18 protein-coding genes are annotated in these 16,568 nt (G+C 69.2%); 9 read left to right on the top strand and 9 right to left on the bottom strand.

What is annotated here, in order from left to right; translation table 11 throughout:
* Positions 1 to 150: 150 nt before the first annotated feature.
* Positions 151 to 1,626, top strand: a complete 1,476-nt coding sequence (gene dnaB, locus ACFQ6X_RS02610) for a replicative DNA helicase (protein ID WP_329209064.1) — start codon at positions 151 to 153, stop codon at positions 1,624 to 1,626.
* 213 nt (positions 1,627 to 1,839) lie between these two features.
* Here dnaB and ACFQ6X_RS02605 read toward each other — a convergent pair whose 3' ends face one another.
* Positions 1,840 to 2,298, bottom strand: coding sequence for a winged helix-turn-helix transcriptional regulator (locus tag ACFQ6X_RS02605; protein WP_383174758.1), 459 nt, complete (start codon positions 2,296 to 2,298; stop codon positions 1,840 to 1,842).
* A gap of 92 nt (positions 2,299 to 2,390) precedes the next feature.
* On the opposite strand from ACFQ6X_RS02605, the gene ACFQ6X_RS02600 reads away from it, so the two are divergent.
* The gene (locus tag ACFQ6X_RS02600; RefSeq protein WP_383174755.1) at positions 2,391 to 3,230 is read left to right on the top strand and encodes an SDR family oxidoreductase; all 840 of its coding nucleotides are present in this window, start codon (positions 2,391 to 2,393) and stop codon (positions 3,228 to 3,230) included.
* A gap of 374 nt (positions 3,231 to 3,604) precedes the next feature.
* Here ACFQ6X_RS02600 and ACFQ6X_RS02595 read toward each other — a convergent pair whose 3' ends face one another.
* Positions 3,605 to 4,420 carry an alpha/beta fold hydrolase gene (locus ACFQ6X_RS02595; protein ID WP_383174752.1) on the bottom strand — a complete coding sequence of 272 codons (816 nt, stop codon included), beginning with the start codon at positions 4,418 to 4,420 and terminating at the stop codon, positions 3,605 to 3,607.
* A gap of 75 nt (positions 4,421 to 4,495) precedes the next feature.
* Here ACFQ6X_RS02595 and ACFQ6X_RS02590 point away from each other — a divergent pair, with 75 nt between their 5' ends.
* Positions 4,496 to 5,416 (top strand): helix-turn-helix domain-containing protein, encoded by a 921-nt coding sequence (locus ACFQ6X_RS02590; RefSeq protein WP_383174749.1) that lies wholly within the window; start codon positions 4,496 to 4,498, stop codon positions 5,414 to 5,416.
* Positions 5,417 to 5,442: 26 nt separating this feature from the next.
* Here ACFQ6X_RS02590 and ACFQ6X_RS02585 read toward each other — a convergent pair whose 3' ends face one another.
* The 3 genes from ACFQ6X_RS02585 to ACFQ6X_RS02575 all read right to left on the bottom strand — a co-directional run bounded on the left by ACFQ6X_RS02585 (position 5,443) and on the right by ACFQ6X_RS02575 (position 7,717).
* Positions 5,443 to 6,588 (bottom strand): RNA polymerase sigma factor, encoded by a 1,146-nt coding sequence (locus ACFQ6X_RS02585; RefSeq protein ID WP_383174746.1) that lies wholly within the window; start codon positions 6,586 to 6,588, stop codon positions 5,443 to 5,445.
* Positions 6,585 to 6,992 (bottom strand): YciI family protein, encoded by a 408-nt coding sequence (locus tag ACFQ6X_RS02580; protein ID WP_383174743.1) that lies wholly within the window; start codon positions 6,990 to 6,992, stop codon positions 6,585 to 6,587. Before ACFQ6X_RS02580 ends, ACFQ6X_RS02585 begins: the two co-directional genes overlap by 4 nt.
* A gap of 227 nt (positions 6,993 to 7,219) precedes the next feature.
* Positions 7,220 to 7,717 (bottom strand): pyridoxamine 5'-phosphate oxidase family protein, encoded by a 498-nt coding sequence (locus ACFQ6X_RS02575; RefSeq protein WP_383175382.1) that lies wholly within the window; start codon positions 7,715 to 7,717, stop codon positions 7,220 to 7,222.
* 61 nt (positions 7,718 to 7,778) lie between these two features.
* Between ACFQ6X_RS02575 and ACFQ6X_RS02570 the strand changes: the two genes are divergently transcribed.
* Positions 7,779 to 8,435, top strand: a complete 657-nt coding sequence (locus tag ACFQ6X_RS02570; RefSeq protein ID WP_383174740.1) for a maleylpyruvate isomerase N-terminal domain-containing protein — start codon at positions 7,779 to 7,781, stop codon at positions 8,433 to 8,435.
* Positions 8,436 to 8,502: 67 nt separating this feature from the next.
* Positions 8,503 to 9,633, top strand: coding sequence for an NADAR family protein (locus ACFQ6X_RS02565; RefSeq protein ID WP_383174737.1), 1,131 nt, complete (start codon positions 8,503 to 8,505; stop codon positions 9,631 to 9,633).
* A gap of 24 nt (positions 9,634 to 9,657) precedes the next feature.
* Here the strand turns inward: ACFQ6X_RS02565 and ACFQ6X_RS02560 are convergent, their stop codons facing one another.
* Positions 9,658 to 10,239 (bottom strand): TetR/AcrR family transcriptional regulator, encoded by a 582-nt coding sequence (locus ACFQ6X_RS02560; RefSeq protein WP_383174734.1) that lies wholly within the window; start codon positions 10,237 to 10,239, stop codon positions 9,658 to 9,660.
* Positions 10,240 to 10,387: 148 nt separating this feature from the next.
* On the opposite strand from ACFQ6X_RS02560, the gene ACFQ6X_RS02555 reads away from it, so the two are divergent.
* Together ACFQ6X_RS02555 and ACFQ6X_RS02550 are read left to right on the top strand one after the other, a co-directional pair.
* Complete coding sequence (locus ACFQ6X_RS02555) at positions 10,388 to 10,972, top strand: dihydrofolate reductase family protein (protein WP_383174731.1); 585 nt, start codon at positions 10,388 to 10,390, stop codon at positions 10,970 to 10,972.
* A gap of 99 nt (positions 10,973 to 11,071) precedes the next feature.
* Positions 11,072 to 12,451 carry a serine hydrolase domain-containing protein gene (locus ACFQ6X_RS02550; protein ID WP_383174728.1) on the top strand — a complete coding sequence of 460 codons (1,380 nt, stop codon included), beginning with the start codon at positions 11,072 to 11,074 and terminating at the stop codon, positions 12,449 to 12,451.
* Between the two features lie 50 nt (positions 12,452 to 12,501).
* Here ACFQ6X_RS02550 and ACFQ6X_RS02545 read toward each other — a convergent pair whose 3' ends face one another.
* Genes ACFQ6X_RS02545 through ACFQ6X_RS02535 form a run of 3 tightly spaced genes read right to left on the bottom strand, consistent with a single transcriptional unit; the run spans position 12,502 to position 14,633 of the window.
* Entirely contained in the window at positions 12,502 to 13,665 is a 1,164-nt protein-coding gene (locus ACFQ6X_RS02545; protein WP_383174725.1) for a winged helix DNA-binding domain-containing protein, read from the bottom strand.
* A gap of 29 nt (positions 13,666 to 13,694) precedes the next feature.
* Positions 13,695 to 14,147, bottom strand: coding sequence for a GNAT family N-acetyltransferase (locus ACFQ6X_RS02540; protein ID WP_383174722.1), 453 nt, complete (start codon positions 14,145 to 14,147; stop codon positions 13,695 to 13,697).
* Between the two features lie 27 nt (positions 14,148 to 14,174).
* Positions 14,175 to 14,633, bottom strand: a complete 459-nt coding sequence (locus tag ACFQ6X_RS02535; RefSeq protein WP_383174719.1) for a MarR family winged helix-turn-helix transcriptional regulator — start codon at positions 14,631 to 14,633, stop codon at positions 14,175 to 14,177.
* Between the two features lie 140 nt (positions 14,634 to 14,773).
* On the opposite strand from ACFQ6X_RS02535, the gene ACFQ6X_RS02530 reads away from it, so the two are divergent.
* Positions 14,774 to 15,985: an MFS transporter gene (locus ACFQ6X_RS02530; protein WP_383174716.1), complete on the top strand. Its 1,212-nt coding sequence runs from the start codon at positions 14,774 to 14,776 to the stop codon at positions 15,983 to 15,985.
* Between the two features lie 76 nt (positions 15,986 to 16,061).
* Positions 16,062 to 16,493, top strand: coding sequence for a heme-binding protein (locus tag ACFQ6X_RS02525; protein ID WP_383174713.1), 432 nt, complete (start codon positions 16,062 to 16,064; stop codon positions 16,491 to 16,493).
* Positions 16,494 to 16,568 lie beyond the last annotated feature (75 nt).

Here is a 16,568-nt window from a genome sequence, read left to right as displayed (position 1 = left end):
CGTGGGGCGGCGCCCGCACTCCGTTCCGGCTTGGAAGTCCGCAGAACTTGACGCGCCGGATCCGGAGTCGGGCGTCTTGTTTGTCGGTGCCGTGCCGTAAGAAAGAGTGGCATGGCTAGGTCCGCGAAGCGGACGGGAGGAGGTGGCCCGGTGAGCATTCCCGAGCCTTTGGACGATCCCTGGGCCGACGTCGGTCCCAGCGACCGTCTGCCCGTTTCCCGTCAGCGCCGCGGTGAGGGCAAGGGGCGGGACGAGCAGCACGACCGGGGGCGCGAGAGCGGCTGGGACGGTGGCTCGTCCGGGTTTGAGCGAGTTCCTCCGCAGGACCTCGACGCGGAGCAGTCCGTGCTCGGCGGCATGCTGCTGTCCAAGGACGCCATCGCCGACGTCGTGGAGATCATCAAGGGCCACGACTTCTACCGTCCGGCCCACGAAACCGTCTACACGGCGATCCTCGACCTCTACGCCAAGGGCGAGCCGGCCGACCCGATCACCGTGGCGGCCGAGCTGGTCAAGCGTGGCGAGATCACCAAGGTCGGCGGAGCCCCGTATCTGCACACGCTGGTCCAGTCCGTACCGACGGCCGCCAACGCCTCGTACTACGCGGAGATCGTCCACGAGCGGGCCGTGCTCCGGCGTCTCGTCGAGGCGGGCACGAAGATCACGCAGATGGGATACGCCGCCGACGGAGACGTCGACGAGATCGTCAACTCCGCCCAGGCCGAGATCTACGCCGTCACCGAGCAGCGCACCAGTGAGGACTACCTCCCACTCGGCGACATCATGGAGGGTGCGCTCGACGAGATCGAGGCGATCGGGTCACGCAGCGGCGAGATGACCGGCGTACCGACCGGATTCACCGATCTGGACTCCCTGACGAACGGCCTGCACCCCGGCCAGATGATCGTCATCGCGGCGCGCCCCGCCATGGGAAAGTCCACTCTTGCCCTGGACTTCGCCCGCGCGTGCTCGATCAAGAGCAATCTCCCGAGCGTGATCTTCTCCCTGGAAATGGGGCGCAACGAGATCGCGATGCGCCTGCTGTCCGCCGAGGCACGGGTGGCGCTCCATCACATGCGCTCCGGCACGATGACCGACGAGGACTGGACGAGGCTGGCCCGGCGGATGCCGGACGTCTCGGCGGCTCCGCTCTACATCGACGATTCGCCGAACCTCTCGATGATGGAGATCCGGGCGAAATGCCGTCGTCTGAAGCAGCGGAACGGTCTCAAGCTCGTCGTCATCGACTACCTGCAGCTGATGCAGTCCGGCGGTGCCAAGCGTGCCGAGAGCCGTCAGCAGGAGGTCTCGGACATGTCCCGAAACCTCAAGCTCCTCGCCAAGGAGCTGGAGCTGCCCGTCATCGCGCTCTCCCAGCTGAACCGTGGCCCCGAGCAGCGTACGGACAAGAAGCCGATGGTCTCCGACCTGCGTGAGTCCGGTTCCATCGAGCAGGACGCCGACATGGTGATCCTGCTGCATCGTGAGGACGCGTACGAGAAGGAGTCGCCCCGTGCGGGCGAGGCGGACCTGATCGTGGCCAAGCACCGTAACGGCCCGACGGCGACGATCACCGTGGCCTTCCAGGGCCACTACTCGCGTTTCGTGGACATGGCGCAGACCTGAGCCACCCTTGTGGGATCTCGGATTGACCGGCCGAATCTCACGGTCGGTGGCCATTGCGTGGCCGATCGGCCACGGAGTTGAGGCTGGCTGGTCAGCCGGTTCACTCTTGGAGTGAGCCACACGTGGGACAGGTCCTCCACGGACGGTGTCGGTGGCGCGGCCTTTCTGCCACTGGTCCGTGCGGGGGTACGTACGAACCTTCTGCTGCCACGGTTACTGCTCGTCGTCGAGATGACGAAGCTGTTCAGGGCCTGGGGTGGTCACTGCCTTCGCTTGGCCTGTTGCGCTCAGGCGCTCCGTGGCGGACGCCCCGCCGGCTGCCAGCCGCTGTGTGATCCGGTCGAACAAGTCCGTCAGCGGCGCACCGATGTCCTGGCCGAACTCAGTCAGACCGTAGGTGACTTGGGGCGGCGCCGTCGGTTCGACCTTCCGCCAGACCAGGTCGTCCTGGACCAGTGCACGCAGTGTCTGAGCCAGCATCTTCTCGCTGATGCCCTGGATGCTGTCGCGCAGCTCGTAAAACCGAAGGTCGGTGCTTCGCAAGCAAATCAGCACCCAGATACCCCACCTGCTGGTCACGTGGTCGACCACGTCGCGCGCAGGGCAGTCGGTGTGAAACACCTCATACCGAGGGCCGGCGCCGGCCTGCGTCAACTGCACACCTTCCGTCATGTTCGGAGCTTACCTCTGGGTATGTTCTTACGAAAAGTAAGCCGGTCTCCTAGCGTCAACTGCCGCAGTGCACAACGGACTAGGAGCTGAACATGATCGTGGTGACCGGGGCTACCGGAAATGTGGGCCAGCCTTTGACGCAGGCCCTGGCCAAGGCGGGCGAGCAGGTGACGGCGGTGTCACGGCACGCGGCGGCAGTGCCGGACGGGGTTCGGCACGTGGTGGCCGACTTGGCCGAGTCGCAGGGCCTCACCCCCGCTTTGGACGGGGCGAAGGCGCTGTTCCTCCTGCTGTCCGGCGACCTGCACGCCCCCGAAGCCAGGCCGACCGACATCATCGACCTGGCTGCTGCCAGCGGGGTCCGCCGAGTCGTACTGCTGTCTTCTCAGGGCGTGGCGACCAGGCCGCTGGGCCCGTCGCGGATTGCGCTGCGCGCGGTGGAGGACGCGTTGAGGGAGTCCGGCCTGGACTGGGCCGTCCTGCGACCGGGCGGCTTCGCCTCCAACGCCTTGGCGTGGGCGGAGTCCGTCCGCACACAAGGAACGGTCGCCGCACCCTTCGGCGATGTCGGGGTTCCGGTCGTCGACCCGGCGGACATCGCCGAGGTCGCGGCGGCTTGCCTGATGGACGACCGGCACACCGGCGGAATATTCGAGCTGACCGGACCCGAGGTGATCACGCCCCGTCAGCAGGCAAAAGCCATCGCCGCCGCACTCGGGTCGCCGGTGCGGTTCCACGAACTCACCCGCGAGGAGGCCAAAGCCGCGATGATCCAGTTCGTGCCGCCAGAGCTCGCCGACGACACCCTGGACATCATCTCCGCCCCGAACCCCGCCGAACTGCGGATCAGTTCGGACGTGGAACGAGTCCTCGGTCGCGCTCCGCGCCCCTTCAACGAGTGGGTCACCCGTAGCATCGCCGCTTTTCACTGAGGCAGAACTCAGCTGAGGGTCCGGGCAGCCTCGTGCGACTACGGCCGCACGGGGCGGCCCCGTGGTGTCACCGTCCACCACCATCCAGAACGTCGAGGATCTCTTCGGCTGTTTCGGTCCAGGTGAACGGGTCGAGTTCTCGTTCCACTGGCTTTACCCGGGCGCGGACATCAGATTCCAGGTGGAAGGGTGATGTCCTGTGGACGGCCTGCTGCGGGGCATCCGCCTGCTCCTCGTGGCCGGTCCGGGATTCGGACGCAACCGTGGGACTGGCCGGCTTGGACACGGCGTGAGGCACCGGGGTCAGCCGCAGCTCACAGCCTCTGAACAGGACACGAACCGCGAGAACCTACACGTTCGTCCGGGCTCGATCGTCAAGTGGCCTCGGACGCCCGAACGGTGTGGGCCTCGGTGAAGGGCAGGAGGAGCGCGGCGGTCCGCGGCGGGTCCTCCAGAATGGGTGTGTGTCCGGCACCGGGCAGGAACTCGACATTCGCGCCCGGAACGACGCGGTAGTCGGCCGCGGACGAGGGGCGCCATCTGCGGTCCTCGTCGCCGAAGATCACCTGCAGCGGCTTACCCAGGGCCACCAGCCGATCCGGGAGCGCACGCTCGTTCAGATAGGCGGTGGACGCCTGCATGGCTGCGGTGACCGCCCCGAAGGACATGCCGCGCAGTTCGTCGACGAGCTCTTGTGGGACCTGGAAGCCCTCGCGGAACCCGGGGCTTGCGAACTGGCGGATCTGCTCGTCGGTCGGTGGCCACTGCGCGGGGTGGAAAGCGGCCGGTCCCGGTGCGATGAAGGCATCCATGCCGGGGCCGGTGCTGATGAGCGCGAGCGCGGCCACCAGGTCGGGTCGTTGCTCGGCGAGAGCGGTGGCGGCATAGCCGCCGCTGGAGTGGCCGACGACTACCGCGTGTTCGATGCGGAGCCGGTCCAGTGCCGCGCCGATCCTGCGCCCCTGCTCCGGGGTCGCGTAGTCACCGTCGACCGGTTCGGCCGAGCGGCCGTGGCCGGGCAGGTCGATCCGGATGACGCGATGGAGCGTCGCCAGCAGCGGAACGAGGGCGTCCCACGACCGGCTCGAGGCTGCGGATCCATGGATGAGGAGGAGAACGGGGCCGTTGTGAGGGCCGTCCTGGCAGACGTAGAGGTCGCCGTGGTCGAGGCTGAGGATCGAATCAGTCATGAGTCCACCGTCGCCGTCGGTGCACACCGGCGGCTTGGACAAATGTTCCTTCCCCGGCCCGCGTAGCATTTGGGGATGGGGTCCACCACGGGTGAACGTGACGATCCCGCTGTGTGGGACGTCGCACGTCCGCAGCGGCCCAGCAGGGTGGCCGGTGTCGACATGGCCGGGTTCCGGGTCCCCGGCCCACTCGTCGGTGGCCTGCGGGTGGTTCCGCACCCGGCCGTCATGCTGATCCTGGAGTTCGGGGCGGTCCCGTCCACAGTGGAGGACGGCGCCGGGCGGCGGCATCGGGGAAGTCTCGTCGCCGGTCCCGGGTTCGGATCCGGGGGCGGGGTCCGGGCGTGGGGCGATCATGCCGAGTGCGTACAGGTGCGTCTGTCCCCGGTGGTCGCCGGCGCGGTTCTGGGTGTCTCTCCGGCCGATCTGGCCGGTTCCGTGGTGTCCCTCGACGAGGTGTGGGGCAGGGACGCGTCACGGATGCGCGAGCAGCTGAGCGAGATCCCCTCGTGGGAGGACCGCTTCGCGCTCACGGACGCGCTGCTCGCACGCCGGTTCGAGGAGCGGTCACCGGTGGACCCGGCGGTGGCCTGGGCCTGGAACCGGATCGTCGGCGGCAGGGGCCTCGTCCGGATCGACCACCTGGCGGACGAACTCGGATGGAGCCGCAAGCGTCTGTGGTCCCGGTTCCACTCGCAGATCGGCATTCCACCGAAGAGTGCCGCGAAGCTGGTCCGCTTCGACCACGCCGTTCACCGTCTGATCGCAGGTGAAGGCGCAGCCCACGTCGCGGCGGACAGCGGCTATTACGACCAGTCCCATCTCCATCGGGACGTCATGGAGTTCACCGGTACGACCCCGACGACCGTGCTGGGCGAGCCGTTCCTGACGGTGGACGACCGCGCATGGCCGACCGTGGAACACCCGCCCAGGACCCGCGTTCCACGGATCTGCGCCCGGTCGCCCCGTGCGGGCGCCGGATCGGGGGGCCGCTGAGAGGCCCTGCGTCTTTGGGAACTCGCTCAACCGCGCAGCTGGGAGTTGAGCCGTGCGGCCTGTCGCGTGAGGTGGTCGCGCTCGGGGAGGCTGGGCGCCGAGCGGGCAGCTTCGGCGTAGAGCCGTGCCGCGGTCACCGGGTCACCGTCCCGCTCGTGCAGGTACGCCAGGACGGCGGTGTGGCGGGGCAGGGCGGGGTCGAGCCCCGCCAGGGCGGCCAAGCCGGCACGCGGGCCGTCGGCCTCACCGACCGCGACGGCCCGGTTGAGGCGGGCCACAGGGCTGTCGGTGAGGCGCACGAGCTCGTCGTACCACTCGACGATCTGCACCCAGTCGGTCTCCTCGGCCGTCCGGGCGTCGGCGTGGAGAGCGGCGATGGCGGCCTGTGCCTGGAACTCGCCCAGGCGGTCGCGTGCGAGGGCTGCCTGGAGCACGTCGACGCCCTCGGCGATCAAGCGGGTGTTCCACAGGCTGCGGTCCTGCTCGGCAAGGGGCACGAGCCGGCCGTCGGGGCCGGTCCGTGCCGGGCGCCGTGCGTGGTGGAGCAGCATGAGCGCGAGCAGGCCCGCGACCTCCTCATGGCTGGTTCCGGCCGCCAGTTGGCGAGTGAGCCGGATCGCTTCGGCGGCGAGGTCGACGTCGCCGGAGTAGCCCTCGTTGAAGACCAGGTAGAGGACGCGCAGCACCGTGGCGACGTCACCGGGCCGGTCGAACCTGACGTCGGAGACGGTCCGTTTGGCCCTGCTGATCCGCTGGGCCATGGTCGCCTCCGGCACGAGGTAGGCCTGCGCGATCTGGCGCGTGGTCAGACCGCCGACCGCCCGGAGCGTGAGCGCGACGGCGGAGGCCGGTGTCAGGGACGGGTGCGCGCACAGGAAGTACAGCTGGAGGGGGTCGTCCACCGACTCGCTCGGGCCGGGCACGGGCTCGCGCTCGACGCGTACCTCGCGGTGCCGGCGGGAGGTGTCGGCGCGGGCGGCGTCGAGGAACTTGCGCCAAGCCACGGTGACCAGCCAGCCCTTGGGGTCCCGCGGCGGGTTGTCCGGCCACACGCGCACGGCCTCGACCAGGGCGTCCTGCACGGCGTCCTCGGCCGCCGCGAAGTCGGCTCCGCGGCGGACGAGAACACCGATCACCGAGGGCACCAGCTCCCGGAGCAGCGAGTCGTTCACTCGGTGGTCGTGGGCAGCTCGGCGTAGAACGGGCGCAACTCGAGCCACTCGTGGATCGGCTTCCCACCCGCACCCGGCGCCGCGGACAACTCGCCGGCCAGCTCGATCGCCCGCTCGTAGGTCTCGACGTCGATCACCATCCAGCCGGCGATCAGGTCCTTGGTCTCCGCGAACGGGCCGTCGGTGACCGGAGGGCGGCCCTCGCCGTCCGAGCGGACGAAGGTGCCCTCCGGGGAGAGAGCCTGGCCGTCGACGTACTCGCCGGTCTCCTCGAGCCGAGCGGCGAAGTCACGCATGTACTGGATGTGGGCCGTGACCTCTTCCGGCTCCCACTGGTCCATCGGTACGTCGTTGACCGCTGCCGGTGCGCCCCGGTAGTGCTTGAGCAGAAGGTACTTGGCCATGGTGTTCTCCTCGGTGACGTACGGCCCATTGTGGCCGTGTTCGATCCAGGGACGGAGCCGTGCAGGGGTTCTCGACATCCCCCGGCGAAATTTCCTCGCGAATTTCGGATGCGGACGTCGGAGACACGGGCGCCCCGGCCTCAGTGGGGGTCGAGACGCGGACGATCCACCCGTCATGGGCGATCCCGACGCGGCTGATCCACCCGATGCGGGCACACACACGGCGCTCAGGCGCGCCGACGTTCCTCCCGCTGCCGGACCAGCTCCTCGACCGCGCTCGGCAGAGTCGCCTCGAAGTCGATCAGTTTCGCCCACGTCGGGGTCACGACGATCCGGACCATGCCGTCGTAGAGCGAGCGCACCTCGGCCTCCCAGTCGGCCCGCTGCTCGGGCGTCATCCGGTAGGTGCCGCCGGCCTCGAGATACTCGTCCGGGATGCCGTCGACGACGTCCGGCTCGGCCCGACCGCGGATGAGCAAGATCTTGGGCGGGTGTTCCTCGGTGTCGATCGTCAGGGCAACCGTCGGGTTCGTGCGCAGGGCCGGGAGCTTCGGGGCGTTCTTCGTGGTGCACATGACGATCTCCGAGCCGTTCCACGTGAAACCGATCGGGATGTTGCGGGGTGTGCCGTCCCTGGCGACGTGGCGGGTCAGGTCACGGGCCAGCAGGTCTCGGCTGATCGGCCGGTTCGGAACCTCGGTGATCTCGTCCGAGTAGCCGTGCAGCCGCCGCAGGTCCGTCCGTATGTGCTTGTCCGCCGTCGCAGGGCCGCACTACCGTGCCGACGTGGATCTCTTCTCACGCTCATGGGCGGCGTTGCGCACCGTGGTCGCCGAACTTCCGGACGAGGACTTCGTGCAGCCCTCCGGATGTGCCGGCTGGCTCGTGCGGGATCTGGTGTGCCATCTGGTCATCGACGCTCAGGACGTGCTGATCACCCTGGTGACCCCCACCGAGGAGAAGCCGACGCGTGACGCGGTGACCTACTGGGATGTCACTGGAACCCCTCCGACCGGCGATGACCCGCTGGACGCGCTCACCGTTCGGCTGGCCGCCGCGTACGAGGAGCCCCGGCTGCTCAAGTTCCACTTCGACGACGTCGGCTCCGCCGCCGGCCGCGCCGCCGAACTCGCCGACCCGGACCTCCGGGTCGGCACCCGCGACGAGGTCCTCACCGCGGGCGACTACCTCTCCGCGTACGTCCTGGAGTGGACGCTGCACCACCTCGACCTGATTGCGCACCGCCCGTACGCGGCCGGACCGCCCGCGGAGGGGCTCGCCCGGTCCCGCGAGCTGCTGGAGAGGATCGCCGGGGCCGATTTCCCCGCGTCGTTCTCCGACGCGGACGCGCTGCTGGTCGGTACCGGACGGCGTGCCCCGACCGGCGCGGAGAGGGCCGAACTGGGCCGGCTGGCGGCGGAACTCCCGCTCGTCCTCGGGTGATCGCCAGTCCTGCGAGGGCCGCCCGTTCGCGGGGCCGTGGTCGGGTCTCGGGAGGTAGCGTGCACCCATGACATGGCGGGGGCCGACGTATCGGACAGTGGACGGGCAGAGGATCGACGGCGTCTGGTGCCACGTCTGGCGGCGGAGCCCGTGGAACGACCGGTACCACCTCGACGATCTGGCCGTCTTCGCGGACGGGGCAGTCAGGGGCGAGGAGCGGACCGACCTGCGCGGCCTGGCGAAGCTGCTGGCATCGGGCAGGATCGCGGTCACGGAGCCGGGGGCATCGAAGCTTCCTGACGAGCGGTCGGCGTGGGCCTCCCGAAGCGGCGAGCCGGTGACCCCGGAGGGATTCCTCCTCGAAGTGGCCGACAAGGTCGAAGAACTCAACGGACGGCCGACGGCCGGACAGCGTTGCCGGGATGCGATCGGCCTTTTCCAGCAGGACCCGAGTGAGTCCAACCGTGTCCTGCTCCGAGAGGCGTACCTGGCGGTTCCACCCCACCTCCGTATCTACGTCCTCGGTGACATGGACCGTCAGGACCGCCCCCTGCGGATCCTGTTGACCGAGGTGGGCGCCGCTGTCGACGGGGGCGGGCCCGTGGTGACAGCGGAGATGCACGCGGACGTCCTCGACTACTTCAACCGGGGTGACGAGGGGGTCGCGCGGGAGAAGGAGCATCGCGCTGTCCGCCATGCCGACGATCCCGTCACGGCCGGCGAGGCTGCTTTCACGTCGCCGGAAACCATCTATCCGCATGGCTGGCCGGACGTACTCGGGCTGTTCGTGCTGCGTAACGAGTTCCCGGCACCGGTGGTCTTCGCAGGGGAGACCTACCCCTCCGTACTCCACGGTTACTGGGCCCTGTCGGCGGCCGACGCTGCCGACCACGATCGGATCCGTGATGCGCCGAGCGGGCGGGAGGCGCACGACAGGGGAGGCCGGGCGGATCGCAGAGCGGACTGGCCCGGGATGCGCCTCGCCGTCATGGGCGGCCTGCTGGAAGCGAAATTCACTCAGCATCCCGACCTCGCGGAGATCCTCCTCTCCACCGGGGACAGCGTGATCAGCTACACCGGCTTCTCCGACTCCCCCTTCTGGCGGGACGCACCCGACAGCCGGGGGCGCAACTGGGTGGGCCGCCTGCTCGAACTGACCCGCTCCGGGCTCGTCGCCCGACAGGCGCTGCCGAGTTGAAGGACAGCGTCACCGCGGAGCTGTTCAGGCGCGGTGATCGGGAACGACACCGGTGACCACGAGGTCCACCAGGCGGTCGAGCGTCGTGTCGGAGAGCATGTCGGGCAGGGTGAGGTGTTCCAGGAGAAGGCCTGTCATGGCCAGGTAGAGCGCGAGGAAGGTGTCGGCGTCGCCCGGCAGTTCCGCTTCCTGGTAGAGGCTGCGGTTCTGGTCGAACTCGGCGCGTACGGTCTCGGTCAGGCGGGCCCTCAGCGCCGGGCGGCGTGTGGCTTCGAGGCGGAGCTCCAACATGGCCAGATAGCCGGTGCGGTCATCGGTCATGCGCTGGACCAGCCAGCGCATGAGTGACGTGACCAGTTCGCGCGAGGGCTCGGGGCGCATCGCGTGCTCGACCCTGGCCGGGTCCGGTGTCATGCGGTGGTTGATGCGGGAGCCCGCCTGCATGAACAGATCGTCCCGGCTCGCGAAGTAGTTGGACGATGTGCCGACAGGGACACCCGCCCGGGCATCCACCGCACGGAAGGTGAGTCCGCGGGCTCCTTCGTGGGCCAGCACGTCGATGGCTGCGTCGACGAGCGCCGTTCTGCGCTCCGGATTCCTGGCCATGAGTCGTCTCCCTCCGCTCGCCCCGGAAAGAGGCTTGCGCTACCACTACATGTGAAGCACTCTAGTCGAAGTGGTTGCGCTCTGGGTCGTTGGCGCCGCAGCCGCTTCTCTTCCATTGACCAACAGGCTTGTGCAGAACGGGGATCAGATGCGAAAGCTCACCTACTTCGTAGCGTGCTCGATCGACGGATTCATCGGAGATCCGAAGGGCGACGCGACATCGATGATGGCCTTCGTCAGTGAGGAGTTCCTCGGATTCCTCACGTCCGAGTATCCGGAGACGATCTCGGCGCAGGGGCGGGAGGCGCTGGGGTTCAAGGACGCCAGGAACCAGCACTTCGACACCGTGATCCAGGGGCGAGGCAGCTATCAGCTGGCGGTGGACGCCGGGATCACCAGCCCGTACTCCCACCTGAGGGAGTTGGTTGCCTCCAGGACGCTCCGGGAGTCCCCCGATCCGAATGTGGAGCTCGTGGCCGACGACCTGGTCGGGCGGATCAGGGAACTCAAGGCGGAGGACAGCGAACTGGGCATCTGGCTCTGCGGGGGATCCAGCCTTGCCGGCGAGCTGATCGACGAGGTCGACGAACTCGTCATCAAGACCTATCCGCAGGTGTACGGGTCCGGGATGCCGATGTTCGGTTCGGACTTCGCGACCGCCGACTTCACCCTGGAGGGCGTGCGCACCTTCGACAACGGGTCGCTGGTGAGGACGTACAGCCGCAAGCGCTGACGCGGCCGGTGCGCCCCGGTGCCGCGTGCGCCGGGGCCCCGTCGGTCGTACGGCAATAAGGATTCGCCCGGCGGCTGCCGTGCAGGTAGTCCTTGTGCCATGACCTCTTCCGAAGCCTTGCTCCCCAGCACTCGGCGTGCGCTGCTCCACCGCATTGCCACCGCCCAGTCCGAAGGGCGTACCCCTTCAGTCGTCGCCGCGGTTCTGCGGGACGGCCGGATCGCCTGGAGCGGTTCGCGCAGTTGTGTCGACGGGCATGCCCCCGATGCCGATACACAGTTCAGAATCGGCTCCATCACAAAGACGTTCACCGCCGTGCTGGTGCTGCGGCTGCGTGACGAGGGCCTGCTCGATCTGGACGACCCGCTGGAGAAGCACCTCCCGGGTACGGGAGCGGGGAACGCGACTGTCTTTCAACTGCTGGGTCACAGCGCAGGCCTGGCCGCGGAAACGCCTGCACCGTGGTGGGAGCGGACGCCGGGGACTGTCAGGCCCGAGCTCGCCGACGTGCTGGGCGAGCAGCCGCAGCTGCATCCGGCCGGGCGCAGTCACCACTATTCCAACCCCGGCTACACGCTGCTCGGTTCCCTCATCGAGGCGCTGCGTGGCGCTTCCTGGGCCGACGTACTGCACCGCGAGATCCTGGAACCGCTGGGGATGGACCGTACGACTCCGCAGCCGCAGGCCCCGCATGCGGGAGGCTGGGCGGTCCATCCGTGGGCGGATGTCATGCTGCCCGAGCCCACCGAGGACCTCGGCCTGATGGCGCCGGCCGGTCAGCTCTGGTCGACCACCACGGATCTCCTCCGGTTCGCCTCCTTCCTGGCGCGGGGGGACGACCGCGTCCTCCGTGCTTCGTCGGTCGAGGAGATGCGCACGCCCTCGGCTCCGGCCGAAGCGGGCGACTGGGCCGGCACGTACGGCCTCGGCCTGCAGGCGGTACGACGGGAAGACCGAACGCTCCTCGGTCATACGGGGTCGCTTCCGGGCTTCCTCGCCGCCCTGTGGTTCAGCGTCGAGGACGATGTGGCCGCCGTGGTGCTCACCAACGCCACCTCCGGCCCGCTCACCGGCGCGGTTGCCGCCGACCTGGTGCAGATCGTGGCCGAAGCGGAGCCGAGGATCCCGGAGCCTTGGCGTCCGCTGCCCGACGTCGACGAGGAACTCCTGGCGCTGGCCGGCCCCTGGTACTGGGGCACCCATGCCTACGTCCTGAAACTGGTTGCGGAGCGCGGCCTGGAGCTTCAGCCGTTGCGCGGTGCCGGTCGCAGCGCCCGTTTCCGTGCAGGTCCGGACGGTACGTGGACCGGCCTCAACGGTTACTACGCGGGGGAGACGCTTCGGGTCGTGCGCGCCGATGACGGCACCGTGGATCATCTCGACCTCGGATCGTTCGCCTTCACACGGGAGCCCTATGAGAAGGGAGCGGCGATTCCCGGTGGAGTTGCCGAGGGCGGCTGGCGAGGACTGGCCATCTGAGCTCCGCCTTCGGTGTTTCACGTGAAACACCGAAGGGGGCGACAGGCGGCTCAGGCCGTCAGTTCGCGCTCCAGCGGGGTACGGAAGCGCGGCGTGATCCGTGCGTCGCCCACCCAGGCCGACAGCCGGGATGCCTCTGCCTCGATGAGGCCCGAGGCGTCCCGGCCGACGTCGGACAGCAGTCGCCACACCGGCTCGCCGTCCGCCCGCTGAGCCCAGCCGCCCACGATCTCGCCGTTCCACCACACGGTGGGGCCGATGTTGCCCGCCCGGTCGAAGAGTGCCGCACGGTGGCTGACCGGCAGGTGGAAGCTGCGGTCGGACCAGCCCATGGCGCTCGGGTCTAGGCTGGGCAGCAGTGCGGCCCAGGGTTCCAGGGGCTGTTCCGGAGCCACGTCGCCCGGCGCGACCCAGCCGGAGGCTCCGTTGTCGAGGAGTACTTCCTCCGCGTCGGCGGCGACCAGCGCCTTGCGTGTCTCACGGACACCCCAGCCCGTCCACCACTTCAGGTCGGCTTCGGTCGCGGGACCGTACGCACGGAGCCAGCGCCGGGCGACCTCCGCCTGCGCCTCGTCGATCGCGGACGTGGGCCAGGGATCAGCGGGCGTCCAGCGGAACTGGCTGGAGGTCCAGGAGCCACGGGGGCGGCCCCGGCGGATGCGTCCGTCGGCGGCGAGGATGCGGATGACTCGCGATGCGACTCCCTGAACCGTCTCCTGCTTCGTACCCGGGAAGACGGTGATCTTGGTACGCAGGGCGGGCACAGCGGCGGAGAGCTCGCTCCCCGAGGCGTGGCCGCGCGCTGTCAGAGCGGCCAGTGTCTCCTGCTCGGTGGCGGAGAGCCAGGCTTCGTCCAGCCCGCGGCCGTCCTCCCGCAGGTGCTTGAGCAGGGTGCGGCGCTCCTTGGCCGCCACGGCCCGCGCATTGGACGCGTCGATGGCAGGCGCGACATCCGTCGACATGGTGAACAAGGTGTTCCGCATGGAGAGCAGTCGCACGAGGGAGACGTCGTCGTAGAGTGCGCGCTCCACTGCCTCGACGCCCGCGTCGGACAGCCGGGCGCACGCGGAGAGGAAGACCGTGGCGGCGTCGGTGGCGTGCAGGGCTACGACGGCGTCGGCGACGGCCACGACGGAGTCGGCCCGCACGGACGGGGCCAGCAGATGCCGTCTGCCGAGTCTGATCCGACGCTGGTTGTCATCGATGCGGTGCATGGCTCCCCCTGCGGTGGAGACGTTCCGGCTCAGAGTGCCAGCTTGAAGCCCACGTGGCTCGCGGTGAAGCCCAGCCGCTCGTAGAAGCGATGGGCGTCGGTACGGGAGGCGTCGGATGTCAGCTGCACCAACTGGCACTTCTGGCGCCGGGATTCGTCGACCGCCCACTGGATCAGCTGGGTACCGAGGCCGCTGCCTCGCTCCCCGGCGTGGATACGGACGCCTTCGATGATCGAGCGGGTCGAACCGCGCCGCGTCAGCCCGGGGACCACGGTGAGTTGCAGCGTCCCCACGACGCGCTCCTCGCGCACGGCGACGACGAGATGCTGATTGCGGTCGTCGGCCAGCCGCCGGAATGCGGCGTCGTACGGGGCGAGGTCGTCCGGTGACTCGCGCTGCGCGCCGAGCGGGTCGTCGGCGAGCATGGCCACGATGGCCGGGATGTCGGTGAGGACAGCGGGACGTATTGCGATATCGCTCATGATCGGCAGACTACGCAACTCGCCCGCTCAGGCGGGGACCTTGAGGGCTTCGACAGTCCTGACCAGCGGGGCGAGCTCGGGGTTCTTCGCAGCCTCGTCCAGGGCGGCCCGCAGAGCGGTGTCGTTGGTCGGCCGGGCCTCGCCGAGGAGCGCCAGTCCGGCTTCGGTGACATCGGTGTAGATGCCTCGCCGGTCCGTGTCGCAGAGATACCGGGTCAGCAGTCCGCGGTCCTCAAGACGGGTGACGAGCCGGGTGGTGGCGCTCTGGCTCAGCACGACGGCGTCGGCCACCTGCTTCATCTGGAGATGGCCGCCCGTACCGCTGTGCTGGCGGCTCAGGACGTCGAGCAGCGAGTACTCACGCACGCTGAGGCCGTGGCGGGACTGCAGAGCCCGCTCGATGTGGGCCTCGATCTTTCCGTGGAGCAGCGAGAGGGCGCACCAGCCCTGGGAGAGGGCGGTCAGTGCGGGATCTGTCGCGGTCATGTGTCTCTCCTCCGTGCGGAGCTGCGTGCATCCCAGGATAGGGCACATACGCAATAGCCCGCGCTTGCAATTAACCAGCGTATGCAATTATTGTGGACGCTCGTAAGGCGCAGACGCAATCTTCAGGGAAGGTGAAACCCATGCCGCTCGCGCTCCTCGCCCTCGCCATTGGGGCATTCGGTATCGGAACCACCGAGTTCGTGATCATGGGGTTGCTCCCCGATGTCGCGGCGGACTTCCAGGTCTCGATCCCCACCGCAGGCTTTCTGGTCACGGGCTACGCCCTGGGAGTGGTCCTCGGCGCTCCGCTGATGACGGTGCTGGGCACCCGGGTCACCCGCAAGCGCATGCTGATGCTCCTCATGGGGCTGTTCGTCGTGGGCAACGTGGTGTCCGCCCTCGCCCCTGTCTTCGGCGTGATGCTCGCCGGGCGAGTCATCGCCTCGCTCGCCCACGGAGCCTTCTTCGGTATCGGATCGGTCGTTGCCGCCGACCTGGTCGCTCCGGAGAAGAAGGCCGGCGCCATCGCCATGATGTTCACCGGGCTCACCGTCGCCAACGTCGTCGGGGTCCCCCTGGGCACCTACATCGGCCAGAGTGTCGGCTGGCGGACCACGTTCTTCGTCGTCGCCGGACTCGGTGTCCTCGGCCTCCTCGGCGTGGCGAAGCTCGTGCCCGAGCAGCCCAGGCCCGAGGGCGTCAGGATCCGCCACGAACTGGCCGCCTTCCGCAATGTGCAGGTGCTGCTCGCCATGGCGATGACGGTTCTGGGCTTCGGCGGTGTCTTCGCGGCGATCACCTACATCACCCCGATGATGACCGAGATCGCCGGCTACTCGCCGTCCTCCGTCACCTGGCTGCTGGTCCTGTTCGGACTCGGCATGGTCGGCGGCAATCTGCTCGGCGGCAAGTTCGCCGACCGTCACCTGATGCCGCTGCTGTACGTATCGCTCGGCGCTCTCGCCGTGGTCCTGGCGTTGTTCACGCTCACCGCCCACGACAAGACCGCTGCCGCCGTCACCATCGTCCTCATCGGGGGCCTGGGCTTCGCGACCGTGCCGCCGCTCCAGAAGCGCGTCCTCGACCAGGCCGCGGGTGCTCCCACCCTTGCCTCGGCCGTGAACATCGGAGCCTTCAACCTCGGGAACGCGCTGTCGGCGTGGCTCGGCGGAATGGTCATCGCCGCCGGGCTCGGATACACCGCACCCAACTGGGTCGGCGCCGCTCTCGCGGCTTCGGCACTGGTCCTCGCCCTCGTCTCCGGCGCACTCGAGCGCCGCACGGTCACCCGTAGCCGGCTCGTCGCGGAGCACGCCCCCGAGCCGGTCGCTGTCGCCGCAGGCAGGCGCTGACACCCGCTGTCACCGCCGGCCCCGCACGCAGCCGCCCGCCACATCCTCAAGCACCCCGCACCAAGGAGTCATCCCCATGAGCACCGCCCCCGTCACCGCCGCCTTCGCCCCGCTGACCATCCAGGACGCGGAAGCGCTCGTGGACACCGCCCGTCGTGCTGCCGAGGCAGCCGGCGTGACTGCCGCTGTCACCGTCCTGGACGCGGGCGGTCATCTGCTGTCCTTCCGCCGCGACGACCGGGCCGTCCTCATCGCCGGAGAGACCAGCACGCGCAAGGCGTACACCGCCCTCCAGCTGAACGCCCCCACGGCCGACCTGGTCGACGCCGTCCAGCCCGGCGGCCTCTTCCACACGCTGCCGACCGCACTCGACCGCCCGCTGCTCTTCATCGCCGGTGGCGTCCCGGTCCATCGCGGAGGTCGGCTCATCGGCGCCGTCGGCGTCGGTGGCGGCGCACCTGAGCAGGACCATGCCTTCGCGACCGCCGCGGCCGAGTCCCTCGTCTGAGGGCTACCGCCGCGCGAAAACCGGCAGCACTGCCGACCGTCTTCGGGGGCCCGCGATCCGCGGGCCCCCGAAGTG

Source organism: Streptomyces sp. NPDC056452 (assembly GCF_042796085.1).
Taxonomy (GTDB): Bacteria; Actinomycetota; Actinomycetes; order Streptomycetales; family Streptomycetaceae; genus Streptomyces.
Note: the sequence above shows the minus strand (reverse complement) of the source record. Positions and strands in the feature narration are given on the sequence as shown.